This window comes from Pseudomonas sp. Irchel 3A18 (assembly GCF_900187465.1).
Lineage (GTDB): Bacteria > Pseudomonadota > Gammaproteobacteria > Pseudomonadales > Pseudomonadaceae > Aquipseudomonas > Aquipseudomonas cichorii.
In genome coordinates, this window is the sequence record NZ_FYDI01000009.1 from 128,308 (window position 1) to 145,231 (window position 16,924).

Sequence of the window (16,924 nt, forward strand, 5' to 3'; positions counted from 1 at the left end):
TCGAGCATACCTGGCAGTGTGATCTTTATCTTACGGCCTCAAACTGTTCCAATGCCGCCATCATCACAATTAGCGAAATGGCAATTCCGATACCCATTGTCCAGTCGGATTCCGGGCGTGTGGAAAATCAGGTGTTTTTGGACGGGTACTTTCCAGGCGTGATAAGTTTTACCACAGGCCAGCCGATGGGTTAAAAAAGGCACGGAAAACGATCTCAAACAGTGCTTCCATCATGCCAGACGATCTTTGAGACTCTAAAAATTAGCGTTGTTATTACGCTATCGGTTTCCTGCAGAATACCGCCAACTCCATATCCGTAGTGGCTGATTAAGCCCTGGTAAGTTGACGAATTAACCGTGACTATCTGCACAGCGTGAGCCGTTGCTGCTGCCGTATCCGTGAATGCCTACCTTAGAAACCCATTTGCCCTAGGTGATTCGATTGACCACTTATTCATGCCTGCTGAAGACGCCCTCTGTTCAGACTTACCAAGCGCTTCGTATTGGCTCTGGCCTCAGTGCAAAGACCGAAGAGGCATCGGTACGGGGCTTACCCAATACTCTCTTTGCTGTGCAGATACTTCATGGGGCACTCCCGGTTGGGATGGGACGAGTCATTGGTGACGGGGGATGTTTCTTTCAAGTGGTGGACATTGCCGTCCTTAGGGAACACCAAGGCAAGGGTTTAGGGAAACGAATCATGGCCGAAATTATGAAATACATCGAGGCCACTGTTCCTGAAAGTGGTTATGTCAGTCTCATTGCGGATGGTCAAGCACAAGACCTCTATGCGCAGTTCGGTTTCGTACACACCGCACCTCGTTCTGTTGGGATGGCATACAAAAGACCCCTGCCGAACGTTTACATCGGGAGCACTCAGATAAAGCAGACGTTCGAGTGATCGATTTGGTCGACACAGGAAACTCCGCTTTCTTGAGGATGTGGAACAAGCGACAGGCTGGGTATAAAGCGATGGGCTATCAACTGATAGATAAGCAGCCACCAAGAAATTGCTTTAGCGGATTTTATGGAAAACGGGGCTGTGGCTGAGCTACTGATCAGTAGCAAGCTCATACTGGCGAGTTAAAAAAATAGGCATAATCGGCTTTTCTTAAAACTTTCTGTGCTCAGTAAAGAAAAACGAGCCCTGGAAGTTGAGCTTCGTGAAGAGACTGTCTTCCTTGAGAATTACGACAAGATTGTCAGAGCTGTTGATGAGCGCTATGACGTACGTGGCAGTGATTTATCCAACCTGGTAATGATGTACCTGACGCAAAAAGGCACAGTTTCAAACCATCGTCGCAAGCAGTACAGGCATATGGTTCAGGAGGAGGTTTTTGATTATATCGAGCAGGTGACGCAGAACCTGCTTGGGGAGCAGCGGCAGGAGAATCAATCGTCTCATTAAGACGACAGCCTTTTTCGTCCTTGTCGATTCAGAGGTGAGTCAGAACCTGCGCCCACTAAAAAGCCGACCCTCAAGGTCGGCTTTCTATCTACCCGCAAAACTTATGCACGTTTTCAGCTCACTAATGAGCTTCAGAAATAAGCAGCTAAATTAATGACTTAGGCGCTTTTTTCGATGATTTCGCAAAAATGGTGCACAGGTTATCCACAAAATCAGACTTCGACTTTCTCGCTGCTCGAGACAGGTGCAACGTCTGAACCCAGGGACTTCTGAGTCGCTTCGTTCCAGGCCTGTACGCGGTCGTTGAGGGCTGCAATAGCGCGGGGGCCGGAGCCTTCGGCGTACATGGGTTCACCAATGACGACCTGGATAGTGCCTGGCTTTTTCGCCCAGCCTTCCTTCGGCCAGTACTTGCCGGCGTTGTGTGCCACAGGCAGTACAGGCAGTTCAGCGTTGACGGCCAGGGCGGTGCCGCCACGGGAGAACTTGCCGACCTGACCGAACGGGACGCGGGTGCCTTCCGGGAAGATCAGTACCCAGATACCGTCCTTTAGCAATTCGTCGCCCTTCTTGGCGATTTGCTTGAGAGCAGCCTTGGGGTTGTCGCGGTCAATCGCGATAGGACGCAGCATGGCCATTGCCCAACCGAAGAACGGTACATAGAGCAGCTCACGCTTGAGGACCTGGCTCAGGGGCTCGAAGTAGGCCGAGAGGAAGAAGGTTTCCCAGGTGCTCTGGTGGTTGGAAATGATCACGCAAGGTGTCTTTGGAACGTTGTGCGCGCCGGTCACTTCCACGTGGATATTCAGGAATACGCGGGTCAGCCAGATAGCACAGCGGCACCAGTAGACATTGATAAACCGGTAGCGGGCTTTGAAGGGCAGAAAAGGCGCGATGAAGAAACTCAATGTGCACCACAGCAGTGAGCTGGTGCCTAGCAACAGGTAAAAGAAAAAGGTCCTGATTGCCTGGATGATCGACATAGTTGCTTTTACCGTACGGGCAGGTGCCCGCTCATTCAGCGTACCGTTGAACCTGAGGGCTTACAGCGAGACGCTATTGTGGATAAGTTCTGCGGCAACTGCCGCCAGATCGTCAAAAATCAAAGTGCCGGCCGGCACTGTACCGTCCATTGTCCTGCGGCCTTTACCGGTCATTACCAGAACAGGTTGTGCATCGACGGCCAAAGCGGCTTGCAGGTCACCCTTGCTGTCGCCCACGAACCATAAACCTTTCAGGTCTGTTGCGTAATGATTGGCGATGGTCTGCAGCATGCCAGGCTTTGGCTTGCGGCAGTCACAACCTTGATCCGGCCCATGTGGGCAATAAACGATCAAGCCAACCTCGCCACCCTGCCCTGCTACCAGCTCGCGCAAGCGCGCATGCATGGCATCCAGAGTAGCCAAGTCGTAATAACCTCGGGCAATGCCCGACTGGTTGGTGGCAATCGCCACCGTCCAGCCGACCTTGCTCAATGCTGCGATGGCCTCGATCGAGCCAGGAATGGGAATCCACTCCTCCACCGACTTTATATAAGCGTCGGAGTCATGGTTGACGACTCCGTCCCGATCGAGAATCAGCAGCTTCACTCTCTATTCCTCAACCCAGCAGCGAGATATCGGCAACGCCCAGGAACAGGCCGCGCAGACGTGCCAGCAATGCATAACGGTTGGCGCGCACGTTGGCGTCGTCAGCGTTGACCATCACTGCCTCGAAGAACGCATCCACAGGCTCGCGCAGAGTTGCCAGGCGTGCCAGGGATTCGCTGTACTGACGCTCGGCAGCCATTGGCTGGACCGCGTGGTCGGCCTGTTGAATGGCCGAGTACAGGGAGAACTCGTTGGCGTTGTCGAAGTACTTGGGCTCGACGGTCTGGGCGATGTTGCCCTCGGCCTTGCTCAGCAGGTTCGATACGCGTTTGTTCACCGCGGCCAGCGCAGCAGCCTGTGGCAGCTTGCGGAATGCCTGTACGGCCTGGACCCGCTGATCGAAGTCCAGCGCAGAACCTGGCTGCAAGGCACGAACCGACAGGTAAACCGCAACCTCGACGCCTTCGTCTTCATAACGCGCACGCAGGCGGTCGAAGATGAATTCCAGCACCTGGTCGGACAGGCCGGCAGCCTTGACCTTGGCACCGAACTGGCTGACCGCGAACTTGACGGTCTCGATCAGGTCCAGATCCAGCTTCTTGTCGATCAGGATGCGCAGGATACCCAGCGCAGCACGACGCAGTGCATACGGGTCTTTGCTGCCGGTTGGCAGCATGCCGATGCCGAAGATGCCGACCAGTGTGTCGAGCTTGTCGGCAATGGCCACGGCCGCGCCGGTCAAGGTGGTAGGCAGTTCTGCACCCGCACCGCGAGGCATGTACTGCTCGTTGAGCGCCAGAGCAACGTCTTGCGCCTCACCGTCAGCCTTGGCGTAGTAGAAACCGGCAATGCCCTGCATTTCCGGGAACTCGCCAACCATCTCGGTCGCCAGGTCGCACTTGGACAGAATGCCGGCACGTGCCGCACGCTGGGCGTCGCCGCCAATGCGTGGGGCGATGAACGCTGCCAGCTTGGAAACGCGCTCAGCCTTGTCGAAGACGCTGCCCAACTGAGCCTGGAACACGACGTTCTTCAGGCGATCGTTGAAGGTTTCCAGCTTCTGCTTCTTGTCCTGCTTGAAGAAGAACTCGGCATCGGTCAGACGCGGGCGAACCACCTTCTCGTTACCGGCGATGATCTGTGCCGGATCCTTGCTCTCGATGTTGGCAACCGTGATGAAGCGCGGCAGCAACTTGCCTTCGCTGTCCAGAAGGCAGAAATACTTCTGGTTGTCCTGCATGGTGGTGATCAAAGCTTCCTGAGGCACTTCGAGGAAGCGCTCTTCAAACGAGCAGACCAGTGGCACCGGCCACTCGACCAGACCCGCCACTTCGTCCAGCAGGCTTGGCGGCACGATGGCTGTGCCTTCCTGCTGGGCAGCCAGTTCATCAACGCGCTTGCTGATGATCTGGCGACGTTCGTTGAAGTCGGCCAGTACATGAGCGGCTCGCAGGTCGCTGAGGTAGCTGGCTGGCGAGGAAATACGCACGTCTTGCGGATGATGGAAGCGGTGACCGCGAGAATGACGGCCTGCGCTCTGGGCCAGGATCGTGCAGTCGATCACCTGGTCGCCTAGCAGCATGACCAGCCATTGGGTCGGACGCACGAATTCTTCCTTGCGGGCACCCCAACGCATGCGTTTGGCGATTGGCAGGTCGTTCAGCGAGTCTTCGACAATGGTCGGCAGCAGTGAGGCTGTCGGTTTGCCTATGATGCTCTGGCTGTAACGCAGCTTGGGACCACTCTGATCGATTTCGCTCAGATCGACGCCGCATTTCTTGGCGAAGCCCAGTGCTGCCTGAGTCGGGTTGCCGTCAGCATCGAAAGCGGCCTGACGAGGCGGACCGTCCAGATTGACGCTGCGATCCGGTTGTTGCGTGGCCAGGCCGGTCACCAGTACCGCCAGACGGCGTGGCGCGGCGTAAACCTGCTTGGCGCTGTAGGTCAGGCCAGCGCTCTGCAGGCCTTTTTCGATACCGGCCAGAAATGCATCGCCCAAGGCACTGAGGGTCTTGGGTGGCAGTTCTTCGGTGCCCAGTTCGACCAGAAAATCTTGAGCACTCATTGTGCAGCCTCCAGCTTAGCCAACACTTCATCGCGTAGATCGGGCGGCGCCATCGGGAAGCCAAGCTTGGCCCGGGCTTGCAGGTAGCTCTGGGCGACAGAGCGGGCCAGCGTGCGCACGCGCAGGATGTACTGCTGACGCGCAGTCACGGAAATAGCCCGGCGCGCATCCAGAAGGTTGAAGGTGTGCGAAGCCTTGAGGACCATTTCATAGCTTGGCAATGGCAGCTCAAGCTCGATCAGGCGTGCAGCTTCGCTTTCATAGAAGTCGAACAGCTCGAACAGTTTTTCGACGTTGGCGTGTTCAAAGTTGTAGGTCGATTGCTCCACTTCGTTCTGGTGGAACACATCGCCGTAAGTCACCTTGCCGAACGGACCGTCAGCCCAGACCAGGTCGTAGACCGAGTCCACGCCCTGCTGGTACATGGCCAGACGCTCCAGGCCGTAGGTGATTTCGCCGGTCACCGGGTAGCACTCGATGCCACCGACCTGCTGGAAGTAGGTGAACTGCGAGACTTCCATGCCGTTGAGCCAGATTTCCCAGCCCAGACCCCAGGCGCCCAGGGTTGGCGATTCCCAGTTGTCTTCGACGAAACGGACGTCATGCACCAGCGGGTCGAGGCCGATGTGCTTGAGCGAGCCCAGGTACAGTTCCTGGAAGTTGTCCGGGTTAGGCTTCAGGATCACCTGAAACTGATAGTAATGCTGCAGGCGGTTGGGGTTTTCGCCGTAACGGCCGTCAGTCGGGCGACGGCTTGGCTGTACGTAAGCGGCGTTCCAGGTTTCCGGGCCTACGGCGCGCAGAAATGTGGCGGTGTGGAAAGTGCCGGCGCCTACTTCCATATCGTAGGGCTGAAGTACCACGCAACCTTGTTCTGCCCAGTATTGCTGGAGGGCGAGGATCAAGTCTTGGAAGGTACGCACGGCTGGCGTAGGCTGGCTCACAAAATTCACCTGTGCTGGGCTGCGATTTAAAGAGCGGGAGTATACCCGATTCGGCTGCACGTCCACCCTTGGAAGGCCTATGACTCGCTGCTTTTGGTGCAATGAAGACCCGATTTACATCGCTTATCACGATCAGGAATGGGGAGTGCCGCTGCGCGATGCGCAGAAGCTCTTCGAGTTGCTTTTGCTCGAAGGGTTCCAGGCCGGTCTGTCATGGATCACGGTTTTGAAAAAACGCCCGCGATATCGCGAAGTCATGTTCGGTTTTGATGTTCATCGCATCGCCGCCATGACCGACGACGAGATTGAAGTCCTGATGCAGGAACCAGGCATCATCCGTAACCGCCTCAAACTCAACGCTGCCCGCCGCAATGCACAGGCCTGGTTGAAACTGGACGACCCGGTCGGGTTTCTCTGGTCGTTTGTCGGTGGAGAACAGAAGGTCAACCATTTCAAGGACCGCAGCGAGGTCCCGGCCATCACGCCAGAGGCCGAAGCCATGAGCAAGGCCTTGAAGAAAGCAGGGTTCACCTTTGTCGGCCCGACCATTTGCTACGCCTACATGCAATCGAGCGGCATGGTCATGGATCACACCGTCGATTGTGATCGATACGCGACTCTGGTCCGCTGAAGGTTACAATGCGCACCTCGAGAATTTGGGAGTGATCTGTGGATAAGTTCAAAGGTGCCATGATTGTCGGGGCGTTGCGGTTGTTTGCCCTGCTGCCCTGGCGTGCCGTGCAATGGGTCGGCACTTCGATTGGCTGGTTGATGTGGAAACTGCCCAACCGTTCCCGTGAAGTGGCGCGGATCAATCTGTCCAAATGCTTTCCGGAGCTGAACAAGGCTGAGCTGGACCGACTGGTGGGCCGCAGCCTGATGGATATCGGCAAGACCCTGACCGAAAGTGCCTGCGCCTGGATCTGGCCTGCCCAGAAGTCCATCGACCTGGTGCGTGAAGTCGAAGGCCTCGATGTGCTCAAGGATGCTCTCGCTTCCGGCAAGGGCGTGGTCGGCATCACCAGCCACCTGGGCAACTGGGAAGTGCTCAACCACTTCTATTGCAGTCAGTGTAAACCGATCATTTTCTATCGTCCGCCCAAGTTGAAAGCGGTGGACGAACTGCTGCGCAAGCAGCGGGTGCAGTTGGGCAACCGAGTGGCAGCTTCCACCAAAGAGGGCATTCTCAGTGTCATCAAGGAAGTGCGTAAAGGGGGCTCGGTGGGTATTCCAGCCGATCCGGAGCCGGCAGAGTCGGCCGGTATCTTCGTACCCTTCTGCGGTACCCAGGCACTGACCAGCAAATTCGTGCCCAACATGCTGGCTGGCGGCAAAGCCGTTGGCGTCTTCCTGCACGCCATGCGCCTGCCGGACGGTTCAGGCTATAAGGTGGTTCTGGAAGCTGCACCGGAAGACATGTACAGCACCGACACTGAAACCTCGGTGGCAGCCATGAGCAAGGTGGTCGAGAAATATGTGCGGGCTTATCCGAGCCAGTACATGTGGACCATGAAGCGCTTCAAGAAGCGCCCGGAAGGCGAAGCGCGCTGGTATTGAAAAACGTGCAGGAGCGAATAAATTCGCTCCTGCAATCAGAAGAAGCTCAACCCCACCTGAAACAGCCGCTCCACATCGCGGATGTATTTTTTATCCACAAGGAACATGATCACGTGGTCGCCGGATTCGATCACCGTGATGTCGTGGGCTATCAGGACTTCTTCGTCGCGGATGATGGCGCCGATGGTGGTGCCTTGCGGGAGGATAATGTCCCTGATGGCCTTGCCGATGACCTTGCTGGATTTGGCATCGCCGTGGGCTACGACCTCGATGGCTTCGGCCGCTCCCCGGCGCAGTGAGTGCACGCTGACGATATCGCCGCGCCGCACGTGGGTCAGCAAGGTGCCGATGGTCGCCAGTTGCGGGCTGACGGCGATATCGATCTCCCCGCCTTGCACCAGGTCCACATAGGCCGGGTTATTGATCAGGGTGACCACTTTGCGCGCCCCCATCCGCTTGGCCAGCAGCGACGACATGATGTTGGCTTCGTCATCGTTGGTCAGGGCCAGGAACAGGTCGGTATTGCCGATGTTCTCTTCCATCAACAGGTCGCGGTCCGAAGAGCTGCCTTGCAGGACCACCGTGCTGTTGAGGGTTTCTGACAGATGACGGCAACGGGCCGGGTTCATCTCGATGATCTTCACCTGATAACGGCTTTCGATGGCTTCGGCCAGGCGTTCGCCAATGTTGCCGCCACCGGCGATGACGATGCGTTTGTAGCTTTCGTCCAGGCGGCGCATCTCGCCCATCACGGCGCGAATATGCGCCTTGGCCGCAATGAAGAACACTTCGTCATCGGCTTCGATAACGGTGTCGCCATGGGGCGTGATGGGTCGGTCGCGACGGAAGATTGCGGCCACGCGAGTGTCGACATTGGGCATGTGGGCCCGCAACTGGCGCAGTTTCTGACCCACCAGCGGCCCGCCGTAATAAGCCCTGACGGCCACCAGTTGTGCCTTGCCTTCGGCAAAGTCGATCACCTGAAGGGCGCCGGGGTATTCGACCAGACGCTTGATGTAGTTGGTCACAACCTGTTCCGGGCTGATCAATACATCCACCGGAATTGCATCGTTGTCGAACAGGCCGGCGCGGGTCAGGTAAGCCGCTTCACGGACCCGGGCAATCTTGGTCGGCGTGTGGAACAGCGTGTAGGCCACCTGACAGGCGACCATGTTGGTTTCATCGCTGTTGGTGACGGCCACCAGCATGTCGGCATCATCGGCACCCGCCTGGCGCAGCACTGTGGGAAACGAGCCTTTGCCCTGTACCGTGCGGATATCCAGGCGGTCGCCCAGGTCACGCAGGCGGTCGCCATCGGTGTCCACTACGGTGATGTCGTTGGCTTCACTGGCCAGATGTTCGGCCAGCGTGCCGCCAACCTGCCCTGCACCCAGGATGATGATTTTCAACTGCTATCTCCCTGTCAGACCGACGCTGCGATCTTGATCAGTTTGGCGTAATAGAAGCCATCATGCCCACCTTCCTGCGCCAGCAACTGGCGGCCGTGGGGCTGCTTGATGCCTGCAGGTTGCTGGCCGAGCTGTCCGGCGATGTCCAGCTCACGGGCGCCGGAGGTACGGGCCAGGAAGGCCTCGATCACTTCGGTGTTTTCCGTGGGCAGCGTCGAGCAGGTGGCGTACAACAGAATGCCGCCGACTTGCAGCGTCGGCCAGAGCGCATCCAGCAGTTCGCCTTGTAGCGTGGCCAGGGCCGCAATGTCATCGGTCTGACGGGTCAGCTTGATATCCGGGTGGCGGCGTATCACGCCGGTTGCCGAGCAAGGTGCATCAAGCAGAATGCGCTGGAAGGGCTTGCCGTCCCACCATTGGGCGGTTTCCCGGGCGTCGGCTGCGATCAGTTCGGCATCCAGGCCCAGGCGGTCGAGGTTTTCCCGTACGCGCACCATACGCTTGGCTTCCAGATCCACAGCCACCACGCCGTCGAGTTGCGGCTGCACTTCCAGCAGGTGGCAGGTCTTGCCGCCCGGCGCGCAGCAGGCATCCAGCACACGTTGGCCGGGAGCCAGTTCCAGCAGGTCGGCAGCCAGTTGCGCGGCTTCATCCTGCACGCTGATCCAGCCTTCGGCAAAACCTGGCAGCGAACGCACATCACCCGGCTCGGCCAGCAGGATGCCGTCCTGGCTGAAGGTACAGGCAACGGCTTCGATCCCGGCTGCTTTCAACAGCTCAAGGTATTGAGCGCGGCTGTTGTGCCGACGGTTGACCCGCAGGATCATGGGCGGATGCGCGTTGTTGGCGGCGCAGATGGCTTCCCAATGCTCGGGCCACGCGGCTTTCAGGGCTTTTTGCAGCCAGCGCGGGTGAGCGGTACGCACCACTGGGTCGTGTTCCAGTTCAGTCAGCAGCGCTTCGCTTTCACGTTGGGCGCGGCGCAGGACCGCATTGAGCAGCGCCTTGGCCCAAGGCTTTTTCAGCTTGTCGGCGCAACCGACGGTTTCACCGATGGCGGCGTGGGCGGGAATGCGGCTGTAGAGCAATTGATAAAGCCCGACCAGCAACAGCGCCTCGACATCGGCATCAGCCGCCTTGAAAGGCTTTTGCAGCAATTTGGCCGCCAGCGCGGACAGGCGTGGCTGCCAGCGTGCGGTGCCGAAGGCCAGGTCCTGGGTCAGGCCCCGATCACGGACGTCGACCTTGTCCAGTTGGGTCGGCAACGAACTGTTCAGCGAAGCCTTGCCGCTCAGGACGGCGGCCAAGGCTCTGGCGGCAGCCAGACGCGGGTTCATTGGCCCAATACCGTGCCGATGGCGAACTTCTCGCGACGGCTGTTGAACAGGTCAGTGAAGTTCAGCGGCTTGCCGCCCGGCAATTGCAGGCGGGTCAGGCGCAGGGCGCCTTGGCCACAGGCGACGATCAGGCCGTCCTTGCTGGCACCGAGTATCGTGCCCGGTGCGCCCTGCCCTTCGGCAAGGCTGGCGGCCAGTACCTTGATGGCTTCTTCATTCAAGGTGCTGTGGCAGATAGGCCACGGATTGAAGGCGCGGATCAGGCGTTCCAGCTCGTCTGCCGGTCGGCTCCAGTCGATGCGTGCCTCGTCCTTGTTCAATTTGTGAGCATATGTGGCGAGCGTATCGTCCTGCACTTCGCCAACCAGCGAACCCTCGGCCAGACCGGCCACGGCTTGCAATACGGCAGGCGGGCCGAGTTCGGCAAGGCGATCATGCAAGGTGCCGCCGGTGTCTTCTGCCGTGATCGGCGTGGTGACCTTGAGCAGCATCGGGCCGGTATCCAGGCCGGCTTCCATGCGCATGACGGTCACGCCGCTTTCGGCATCGCCAGCCTGCACGGCCCGCTGGATCGGCGCTGCACCGCGCCAGCGTGGCAGCAAGGATGCATGGCTGTTGATGCAGCCCAGACGAGGAATATCCAGCACCACTTGCGGCAGGATCAGGCCATAAGCGACCACCACCATAAGGTCGGGCTTGAGCTCGGCCAGCTCCTGCTGAGCGGCTGCGTCACGCAGGGTTGGCGGTTGCAGCACCTGCAGGCCATGCTGTAGCGCCAGTTGCTTGACCGGGCTTGGCATCAGCTTCTGTCCACGACCGGCCGGGCGATCAGGCTGGGTATAGACCGCGATGATCTGATGAGGGCTGTCCAGCAGGGCCTTCAAGTGTTCGGCGGCAAATTCCGGAGTACCGGCGAAGACGATGCGCAGTGGCTCGGTCATGGGCTTCTCGTTGTGTAAAAAAGAAAAGGCCCTCACAGGCCTTTTGGGTGATGGATCAAGCGTTCTGTCTGTGCTGTTTTTCCAGCTTTTTCTTGATCCGGTCACGCTTCAGATTGGAGAGGTAGTCGACGAACAGCTTGCCGTTCAGGTGATCGCATTCATGCTGGATGCAGACGGCGAGCAAACCTTCGGCAACCAGTTCGTAAGGCTTGCCGTCACGGTCCAGAGCCTTGATACGAACCTTTACGGGGCGGTCGACGTTTTCATAGAACCCGGGCACCGAGAGGCAGCCTTCCTGATACTGATCCATGTCTTCGGTCAGCATTTCGATTTCGGGGTTGATGAAGACGCGAGGCTCGGAGCGATCTTCGCTCAGGTCCATCACGACCACGCGCTTGTGGACGTTGACCTGGGTCGCTGCCAGACCGATGCCTGGGGCCTCGTACATGGTTTCAAACATGTCGTCGACCAACTGGCGTATGCCGTCGTCTACTATCGCCACAGGTTTGGCGATGGTGCGCAGGCGCGAATCGGGAAATTCGAGAATGTTTAGAATGGCCATATACGTAAGGGCTGCACTGTAGGGTAAAGTCAAAATCGGCTGCCAGGCTTGAAACGTCAAAGCAGACAGCTATATGAGACTGATGGGACTTATGTTTACGCGAGACAACATGATAAAGGGATTCACCGCATGAGGAAATCACTACTCGCCCTGCTGCTTTTGACTGCCAGCGGTCTTGCTCAGGCGCAAGTGCAACTCAAGGAAGGCCACCCGCAGAGTTATACCGTCGTTGCCGGTGACACACTTTGGGATATTTCCGGCAAATTCTTGCGCGAACCATGGAAATGGCGCGAGCTATGGCGAGCCAATCCCCAGGTGCGCGATCCCGACCTCATCTATCCCGGCGACTCGCTTTCGCTGATCTACATCGATGGTCAGCCTCGTGTGGTGCTCAACCGCGCCGAATCCCGCGGCACCATCAAATTGTCACCGCGTGTGCGCAGCACGCCGACGATCGAAGCGATCCCGAGCATTCCGCTGGGCGCCATCAATGCGTTCCTGATCAGTAACCGTATCGTCGACGACACCGACCAGTTCAACAAAGCCCCTTACATCGTTGCAGGCAATGCCGAACGCGTACTCAGCGGCGGAGGCGACCGCATTTATGTGCGCGGCAATCTGGACCCTGATCAGATGAGCTACGGGATCTTCCGCCAAGGCAAGGTCTATACCGATCCGGCTACCAAGGAAGTGCTGGGCATCAATGCCGACGATATCGGCGGCGGTGAGGTCGTTGCCACCGAAGGTGATGTTTCTACCCTGTTGTTGCAGCGCTCTACCCAGGAAGTGCGTCTGGGCGACCGCCTGTTCACCAGTGAAGAGCGGGCAATCAATTCGACGTTCCTGCCCAGCTCGCCACAGAACGCCATCGAAGGTCTGATTCTCGATGTGCCCCGAGGCGTGACCCAGGTCGGCGTCTACGACGTGGTGACGCTCAACAAAGGCCGACGTGACGGTCTGGTCGAAGGCAATGTGCTGGCGATTTTCAAGACCGGCGAAACGGTCCGCGACCGGGTGACCGGCGAGCAGGTGAAAATTCCCGACGAGCGCTCCGGGCTGCTGATGGTTTTCCGCACTTATGAAAAGCTCAGTTACGCCTTGGTCCTGCACGCGAACCGATCTTTGGCCATTATGGACAAGGTCCGTAACCCCTGAGGCTCTGTCTCAGGCCTGATACAGGTTTTTCCACCGGACTTTTCACTTATCAAATTGTTGTCAACAGAGTTATCCACAGGTTTGCCCACCTTCTGAAGTGGGTTATGGATCAAGGACGATCTTATGCCGCTGTTTGAAAAAGCTGTTCCTTCGCCTGCCGAACTGGAAGCGCGTCTGCGTTTGCATCGCTTGCCGGAGGTAGGGCCCAAGCGCTTTTCCAGACTCATCGATGCCTTCGGTTCCGCTTCGGCTGCCCTCTCTGCACCTGCCAGTGCATGGCGCGCATTGGGGCTGCCGACGGCCTGTGCCGAAGCCCGGCGCGACCCGCTGGTGCGTGACGGAGCCAGTGCCGCAATGGCTTGGCTTGAGCATGAGGACCAGCATTTATTGATGTGGGACGACCCTGGCTACCCGGCACTGCTTGCTGAAATCGCCGACCCACCGCCTCTGTTATTCATCGCTGGCAACCCTTCGATTCTTGAGCGACCTCAGTTGGGAATGGTTGGCAGTCGTCGTGCCTCGAAGCCGGGAATGGACATCGCCGCAGCTTTTGCCCGAAGCCTGGCGGGTGCCGGTTTTGTCATCACCAGCGGTCTGGCGTTGGGAATCGACGGTGCTGCGCATCAGGGTGCCCTTGACGTTGGCGGAGCCACAATCGGCGTGCTGGGCACGGGGCTCGAAAAACTTTATCCACAGCGCCATCGACACCTGGCCGCGCAGATGATTGCCCAGGGCAGCGCGGTGATTTCCGAGTTTCCGCTGGATGCCGGACCACAGGCCAGCAACTTCCCGCGCCGCAACCGGATCATCAGCGGGCTGTCTCTGGGTGTGCTGGTGGTGGAGGCCAGTGTGGGCAGTGGTTCGTTGATTACGGCGCGACTGGCGGCCGAGTATGGTCGAGAGGTCTATGCCATTCCCGGCTCCATCCATCATCCCGGTGCCCGTGGTTGTCATCAGCTGATCCGCGATGGCGCGGTGCTGGTGGAAACCGTTGACCATATTCTCGAAGCGCTGCAGCACTGGCATCGCCTGGCACCCGAGGCTTCCAAACCAGAGCAACCGGCCTCTTCTTCAAAACACCCCTTGCTGAAGATCCTGCATGCTGCGCCGCATACCAGCGAGGCACTTGCAGCGGCCAGTGAATGGCCGTTGCCTCGGGTGCTTGCAGCCCTGACCGAACTGGAACTGAACGGAATGATCAGCAATGAAGCCGGACGATGGTTCGCACGGGCACCCTGAGGTTAAACTGCCCGGCAAGATTTAGCGGAGATACATCAATGGTCAGCAGTTGGCGTGTGCAGCAAGCCGCTCGAGATATTCGTGCCGGAGCGGTGATTGCCTATCCAACCGAGGCAGTCTGGGGACTTGGTTGCGATCCGTGGGATGAAGAAGCGGTTTATCGTCTGCTGGCGATCAAATCGCGGCCTGTGGATAAAGGGCTGATTCTCATCGCCGACAACATCCGTCAGTTCGACTTTCTGTTCGAGGACTTCCCCGAGCAGTGGATCGACCGCATGGCCAGCACCTGGCCGGGTCCCAACACCTGGCTGGTGCCGCATCAGAACCTGCTGCCCGAGTGGATCACCGGTGTGCATGAAACCGTGGCCCTGCGCGTGACCGATCACCCGACCGTGCGTGAGCTGTGTGCTCTGGTCGGCCCCCTGATTTCCACCTCTGCCAACCCTGCCGGTCGCCCCGCTGCCCGCACGCGTCTTCGCGTGGAGCAATATTTCCGTGGGCAGATCGATCTGGTGCTCGGCGGCAGCCTGGGCGGTCGCCGAAACCCCAGTGTCATTCGAGATATCGAGACCGGCCAGGTGGTGCGACCCGGTTAAGGAATCAGAATCGTCGATCCCGTGGTGCGCCGTGCCGACAGTTCGATCTGCGCCTGGGCGGCGTCCTTCAGGGCGTATTGCTGGATATCGTTGAGCTTGATCTTGCCGCTGGCGAGCATGTTGAACAGGTCATCGGCCATCGCTTGCAGGTTCTGCGCGTTGTTGGCGTAGCTGCCCAGGGTCGGGCGGGTCACGTAAAGCGAACCCTTCTGCGCCAGAATCCCCAGATTCACGCCTGAAACCGGACCGGAGGCATTGCCGAAGCTGACCAGCAGACCGCGAGGTGCCACGCAGTCGAGGGAGGTCAGCCACGTGTCCTGGCCGACGCCGTCGTAGACCACCGGGCACTTCTTGCCTTCGGTCAGTTCCAGTACCCGGCTGGCCACGTTTTCATGGCTATAGTCGATGGTTTCCCACGCACCCAGGGCTTTGGCGTGCTCGGCCTTTTCCGGTGAGCTGACGGTGCCGATCAGGTTTGCTCCCAGAGCTTTCGCCCATTGGCAGGCCAGCGAACCTACGCCACCGGCAGCAGCGTGGAACAGAAAGGTTTCGCCGGGTTTGACCAGATAAGTCTGGCGCAGCAGGTATTGCACTGTCAGGCCTTTGAGCATGACGGCTGCCGCCTGCTCGAAGCTGATGGAATCGGGCAGCTTCACCAGATTGGCCTCGGGCAGTACATGCAACTCGCTGTAGCCGCCCAGCGGGCCTGTGCCATAAGCCACACGGTCGCCCACCTGAAAGCGCGTCACTTCGTTGCCGATGGCCTCGACAATGCCCGCGCCTTCCGTGCCAAGCCCCGAAGGAAGCGAGGGTGCCGGATAAAGGCCGCTGCGGTAATAGGTATCGATAAAATTCAGGCCAATGGCCTTGTTGCGAACCACGACCTCTTGCGGGCCGGGTTGGGCCGGCTCGAAGTCGACATATTCAAGAACTTCGGGTCCTCCGACAGTGCTGAACTGGATACGCTTTGCCATTTGCTATCTCCATGCTGAAACGAATCGTCAGATAGGCTATCGGACTCCTTCAAGTGATTCTCGTCAACTGCGAAGGCAGGTCGGCCAGTGGTATGCTACGCGCCAATTTGCCTGTACCCCTTGGCATTCGGGGGGCTCAGCCGTTTGAAGTCAGCATCAGGGATCAACTATGACTACCCGTACCGAGGCCGTAAAAGCCTACCTGCTGGATCTGCAAGACCGAATCTGCACGGCCCTGGAGCTCGAAGACGGCAGCGCACACTTTGTCGAAGATGCCTGGACACGTCCTGCAGGTGGCGGTGGTCGAACGCGGGTCATCGAAAACGGCTCTGTCATTGAAAAGGGCGGCGTCAACTTTTCCCACGTCTTTGGCAGCAACCTGCCGCCGTCGGCCAGTGCTCACCGGCCCGAACTGGCCGGGCGCGGCTTCGAGGCCCTGGGTGTTTCACTGGTGATTCATCCGCACAACCCCCATGTGCCGACTTCCCACGCCAACGTGCGGTTCTTCATCGCAGAAAAAGAAGGCGAAGAGCCGGTCTGGTGGTTCGGTGGCGGTTTCGACCTGACGCCTTACTATGGCGTCGAAGAGGATTGCGTTCACTGGCACCGGGTTGCCGAGCGCGCCTGCGCGCCGTTTGGCGATGACGTCTATCCCCGTTACAAAGCCTGGTGTGACAGCTATTTCCACATCAAGCATCGCAACGAGCCACGCGGGGTTGGAGGCCTGTTTTTCGACGATGTGAATCACTGGGATTTCGACACCAGCTTCGCTTTCATGCGCGCCATCGGTGATGCCTACATCAACGCCTACCTGCCGATTGTGCGTCGTCGCAAGGCCACGGCTTATACCGTGCAACAGCGCGAGTTTCAGGAATTCAGACGTGGCCGTTATGTCGAGTTCAACCTCGTCTATGACCGCGGCACGCTGTTTGGCCTGCAATCGGGTGGCCGTACCGAATCGATCCTGATGTCCCTGCCCCCGCAAGTGCGTTGGGGTTATGACTGGAAGGCTGCGCCGGGCAGCGAAGAAGCTCGCCTGACCGAGTACTTCCTGCAGGATCGGGACTGGCTGGCTGAATGACATAGCCCTGATTTTTGTGGGAGCGGATTTATCCGCGAATGAATGCGTTCCTACACAGACCTGCACCG

At 58.6% G+C, this 16,924-nt stretch carries 17 protein-coding genes and 1 pseudogene; 9 read left to right on the forward strand and 9 right to left on the reverse strand.

Features of this window, described 5'->3' with window-relative positions; genetic code table 11:
* Window positions 1–441 precede the first annotated feature (441 nt).
* The 3 genes and pseudogenes from CKW23_RS18140 (at window position 442) to CKW23_RS18150 (ending at window position 1,407) form a co-directional block, all read left to right on the forward strand.
* Complete coding sequence (locus CKW23_RS18140; protein ID WP_371856575.1) at window positions 442–900, forward strand: GNAT family N-acetyltransferase; 459 nt, start codon at window positions 442–444, stop codon at window positions 898–900.
* A pseudogene (locus CKW23_RS27000) lies at window positions 852–1,049 on the forward strand (hypothetical protein); the annotation flags it as partial. The gene CKW23_RS18140 and the pseudogene CKW23_RS27000, both read left to right, overlap by 49 nt.
* 73 nt (window positions 1,050–1,122) lie before the next feature.
* Window positions 1,123–1,407, forward strand: coding sequence for a hypothetical protein (locus CKW23_RS18150; protein WP_371856576.1), 285 nt, complete (start codon window positions 1,123–1,125; stop codon window positions 1,405–1,407).
* Between the two features lie 212 nt (window positions 1,408–1,619).
* Here the strand turns inward: CKW23_RS18150 and CKW23_RS18155 are convergent, their stop codons facing one another.
* Genes CKW23_RS18155 through glyQ form a run of 4 tightly spaced genes read right to left on the reverse strand, consistent with a single transcriptional unit; the run spans window position 1,620 to window position 6,005 of the window.
* Window positions 1,620–2,390, reverse strand: coding sequence for a 1-acyl-sn-glycerol-3-phosphate acyltransferase (locus CKW23_RS18155; RefSeq protein ID WP_025257778.1), 771 nt, complete (start codon window positions 2,388–2,390; stop codon window positions 1,620–1,622).
* Window positions 2,391–2,450: 60 nt separating this feature from the next.
* The gene (gene gmhB / locus CKW23_RS18160) at window positions 2,451–2,996 is read right to left on the reverse strand and encodes a D-glycero-beta-D-manno-heptose 1,7-bisphosphate 7-phosphatase (RefSeq protein ID WP_025257779.1); all 546 of its coding nucleotides are present in this window, start codon (window positions 2,994–2,996) and stop codon (window positions 2,451–2,453) included.
* Window positions 2,997–3,006: 10 nt separating this feature from the next.
* The gene (glyS, locus tag CKW23_RS18165) at window positions 3,007–5,061 is read right to left on the reverse strand and encodes a glycine--tRNA ligase subunit beta (protein WP_025257780.1); all 2,055 of its coding nucleotides are present in this window, start codon (window positions 5,059–5,061) and stop codon (window positions 3,007–3,009) included.
* On the reverse strand, window positions 5,058–6,005 hold the full coding sequence (gene glyQ, locus CKW23_RS18170; protein ID WP_025257781.1) for a glycine--tRNA ligase subunit alpha: 948 nt from the start codon (window positions 6,003–6,005) through the stop codon (window positions 5,058–5,060). Before glyQ ends, glyS begins: the two co-directional genes overlap by 4 nt.
* 79 nt (window positions 6,006–6,084) lie before the next feature.
* Here glyQ and CKW23_RS18175 point away from each other — a divergent pair, with 79 nt between their 5' ends.
* The gene (locus CKW23_RS18175) at window positions 6,085–6,636 is read left to right on the forward strand and encodes a DNA-3-methyladenine glycosylase I (protein ID WP_025257782.1); all 552 of its coding nucleotides are present in this window, start codon (window positions 6,085–6,087) and stop codon (window positions 6,634–6,636) included.
* Between the two features lie 38 nt (window positions 6,637–6,674).
* The gene (locus tag CKW23_RS18180) at window positions 6,675–7,562 is read left to right on the forward strand and encodes a lysophospholipid acyltransferase (protein WP_025257783.1); all 888 of its coding nucleotides are present in this window, start codon (window positions 6,675–6,677) and stop codon (window positions 7,560–7,562) included.
* A gap of 35 nt (window positions 7,563–7,597) precedes the next feature.
* On the opposite strand, the gene trkA is transcribed toward CKW23_RS18180, so the two are convergent.
* The 4 genes from trkA to def are packed head-to-tail and all read right to left on the reverse strand — an operon-like array spanning window position 7,598 to window position 11,811.
* Entirely contained in the window at window positions 7,598–8,971 is a 1,374-nt protein-coding gene (gene trkA / locus CKW23_RS18185; RefSeq protein WP_025257784.1) for a Trk system potassium transporter TrkA, read from the reverse strand.
* A 14-nt stretch (window positions 8,972–8,985) separates the two neighbouring features.
* Window positions 8,986–10,308, reverse strand: coding sequence for a 16S rRNA (cytosine(967)-C(5))-methyltransferase RsmB (rsmB, locus tag CKW23_RS18190; protein ID WP_025257785.1), 1,323 nt, complete (start codon window positions 10,306–10,308; stop codon window positions 8,986–8,988).
* Window positions 10,305–11,249, reverse strand: coding sequence for a methionyl-tRNA formyltransferase (fmt, locus tag CKW23_RS18195; protein ID WP_025257786.1), 945 nt, complete (start codon window positions 11,247–11,249; stop codon window positions 10,305–10,307). Before fmt ends, rsmB begins: the two co-directional genes overlap by 4 nt.
* A gap of 55 nt (window positions 11,250–11,304) precedes the next feature.
* A complete protein-coding gene (gene def / locus CKW23_RS18200; protein ID WP_025257787.1) occupies window positions 11,305–11,811 on the reverse strand; it encodes a peptide deformylase in 507 nt (168 codons plus the stop codon).
* Window positions 11,812–11,940: 129 nt separating this feature from the next.
* On the opposite strand from def, the gene CKW23_RS18205 reads away from it, so the two are divergent.
* From CKW23_RS18205 to CKW23_RS18215, 3 genes are all read left to right on the forward strand, one after another.
* Window positions 11,941–12,966, forward strand: a complete 1,026-nt coding sequence (locus CKW23_RS18205) for a LysM peptidoglycan-binding domain-containing protein (protein ID WP_025257788.1) — start codon at window positions 11,941–11,943, stop codon at window positions 12,964–12,966.
* A gap of 123 nt (window positions 12,967–13,089) precedes the next feature.
* Window positions 13,090–14,205: a DNA-processing protein DprA gene (gene dprA, locus CKW23_RS18210; RefSeq protein ID WP_025257789.1), complete on the forward strand. Its 1,116-nt coding sequence runs from the start codon at window positions 13,090–13,092 to the stop codon at window positions 14,203–14,205.
* 38 nt (window positions 14,206–14,243) lie between these two features.
* Window positions 14,244–14,801, forward strand: coding sequence for an L-threonylcarbamoyladenylate synthase (locus tag CKW23_RS18215; RefSeq protein WP_025257790.1), 558 nt, complete (start codon window positions 14,244–14,246; stop codon window positions 14,799–14,801).
* On the opposite strand, the gene CKW23_RS18220 is transcribed toward CKW23_RS18215, so the two are convergent.
* Window positions 14,798–15,775 (reverse strand): NADPH:quinone reductase, encoded by a 978-nt coding sequence (locus CKW23_RS18220; protein ID WP_025257791.1) that lies wholly within the window; start codon window positions 15,773–15,775, stop codon window positions 14,798–14,800. The genes CKW23_RS18215 and CKW23_RS18220 overlap by 4 nt on opposite strands.
* Window positions 15,776–15,944: 169 nt before the next feature.
* Between CKW23_RS18220 and hemF the strand changes: the two genes are divergently transcribed.
* On the forward strand, window positions 15,945–16,856 hold the full coding sequence (hemF, locus tag CKW23_RS18225; RefSeq protein ID WP_025257792.1) for an oxygen-dependent coproporphyrinogen oxidase: 912 nt from the start codon (window positions 15,945–15,947) through the stop codon (window positions 16,854–16,856).
* Window positions 16,857–16,924: the final 68 nt, after the last annotated feature.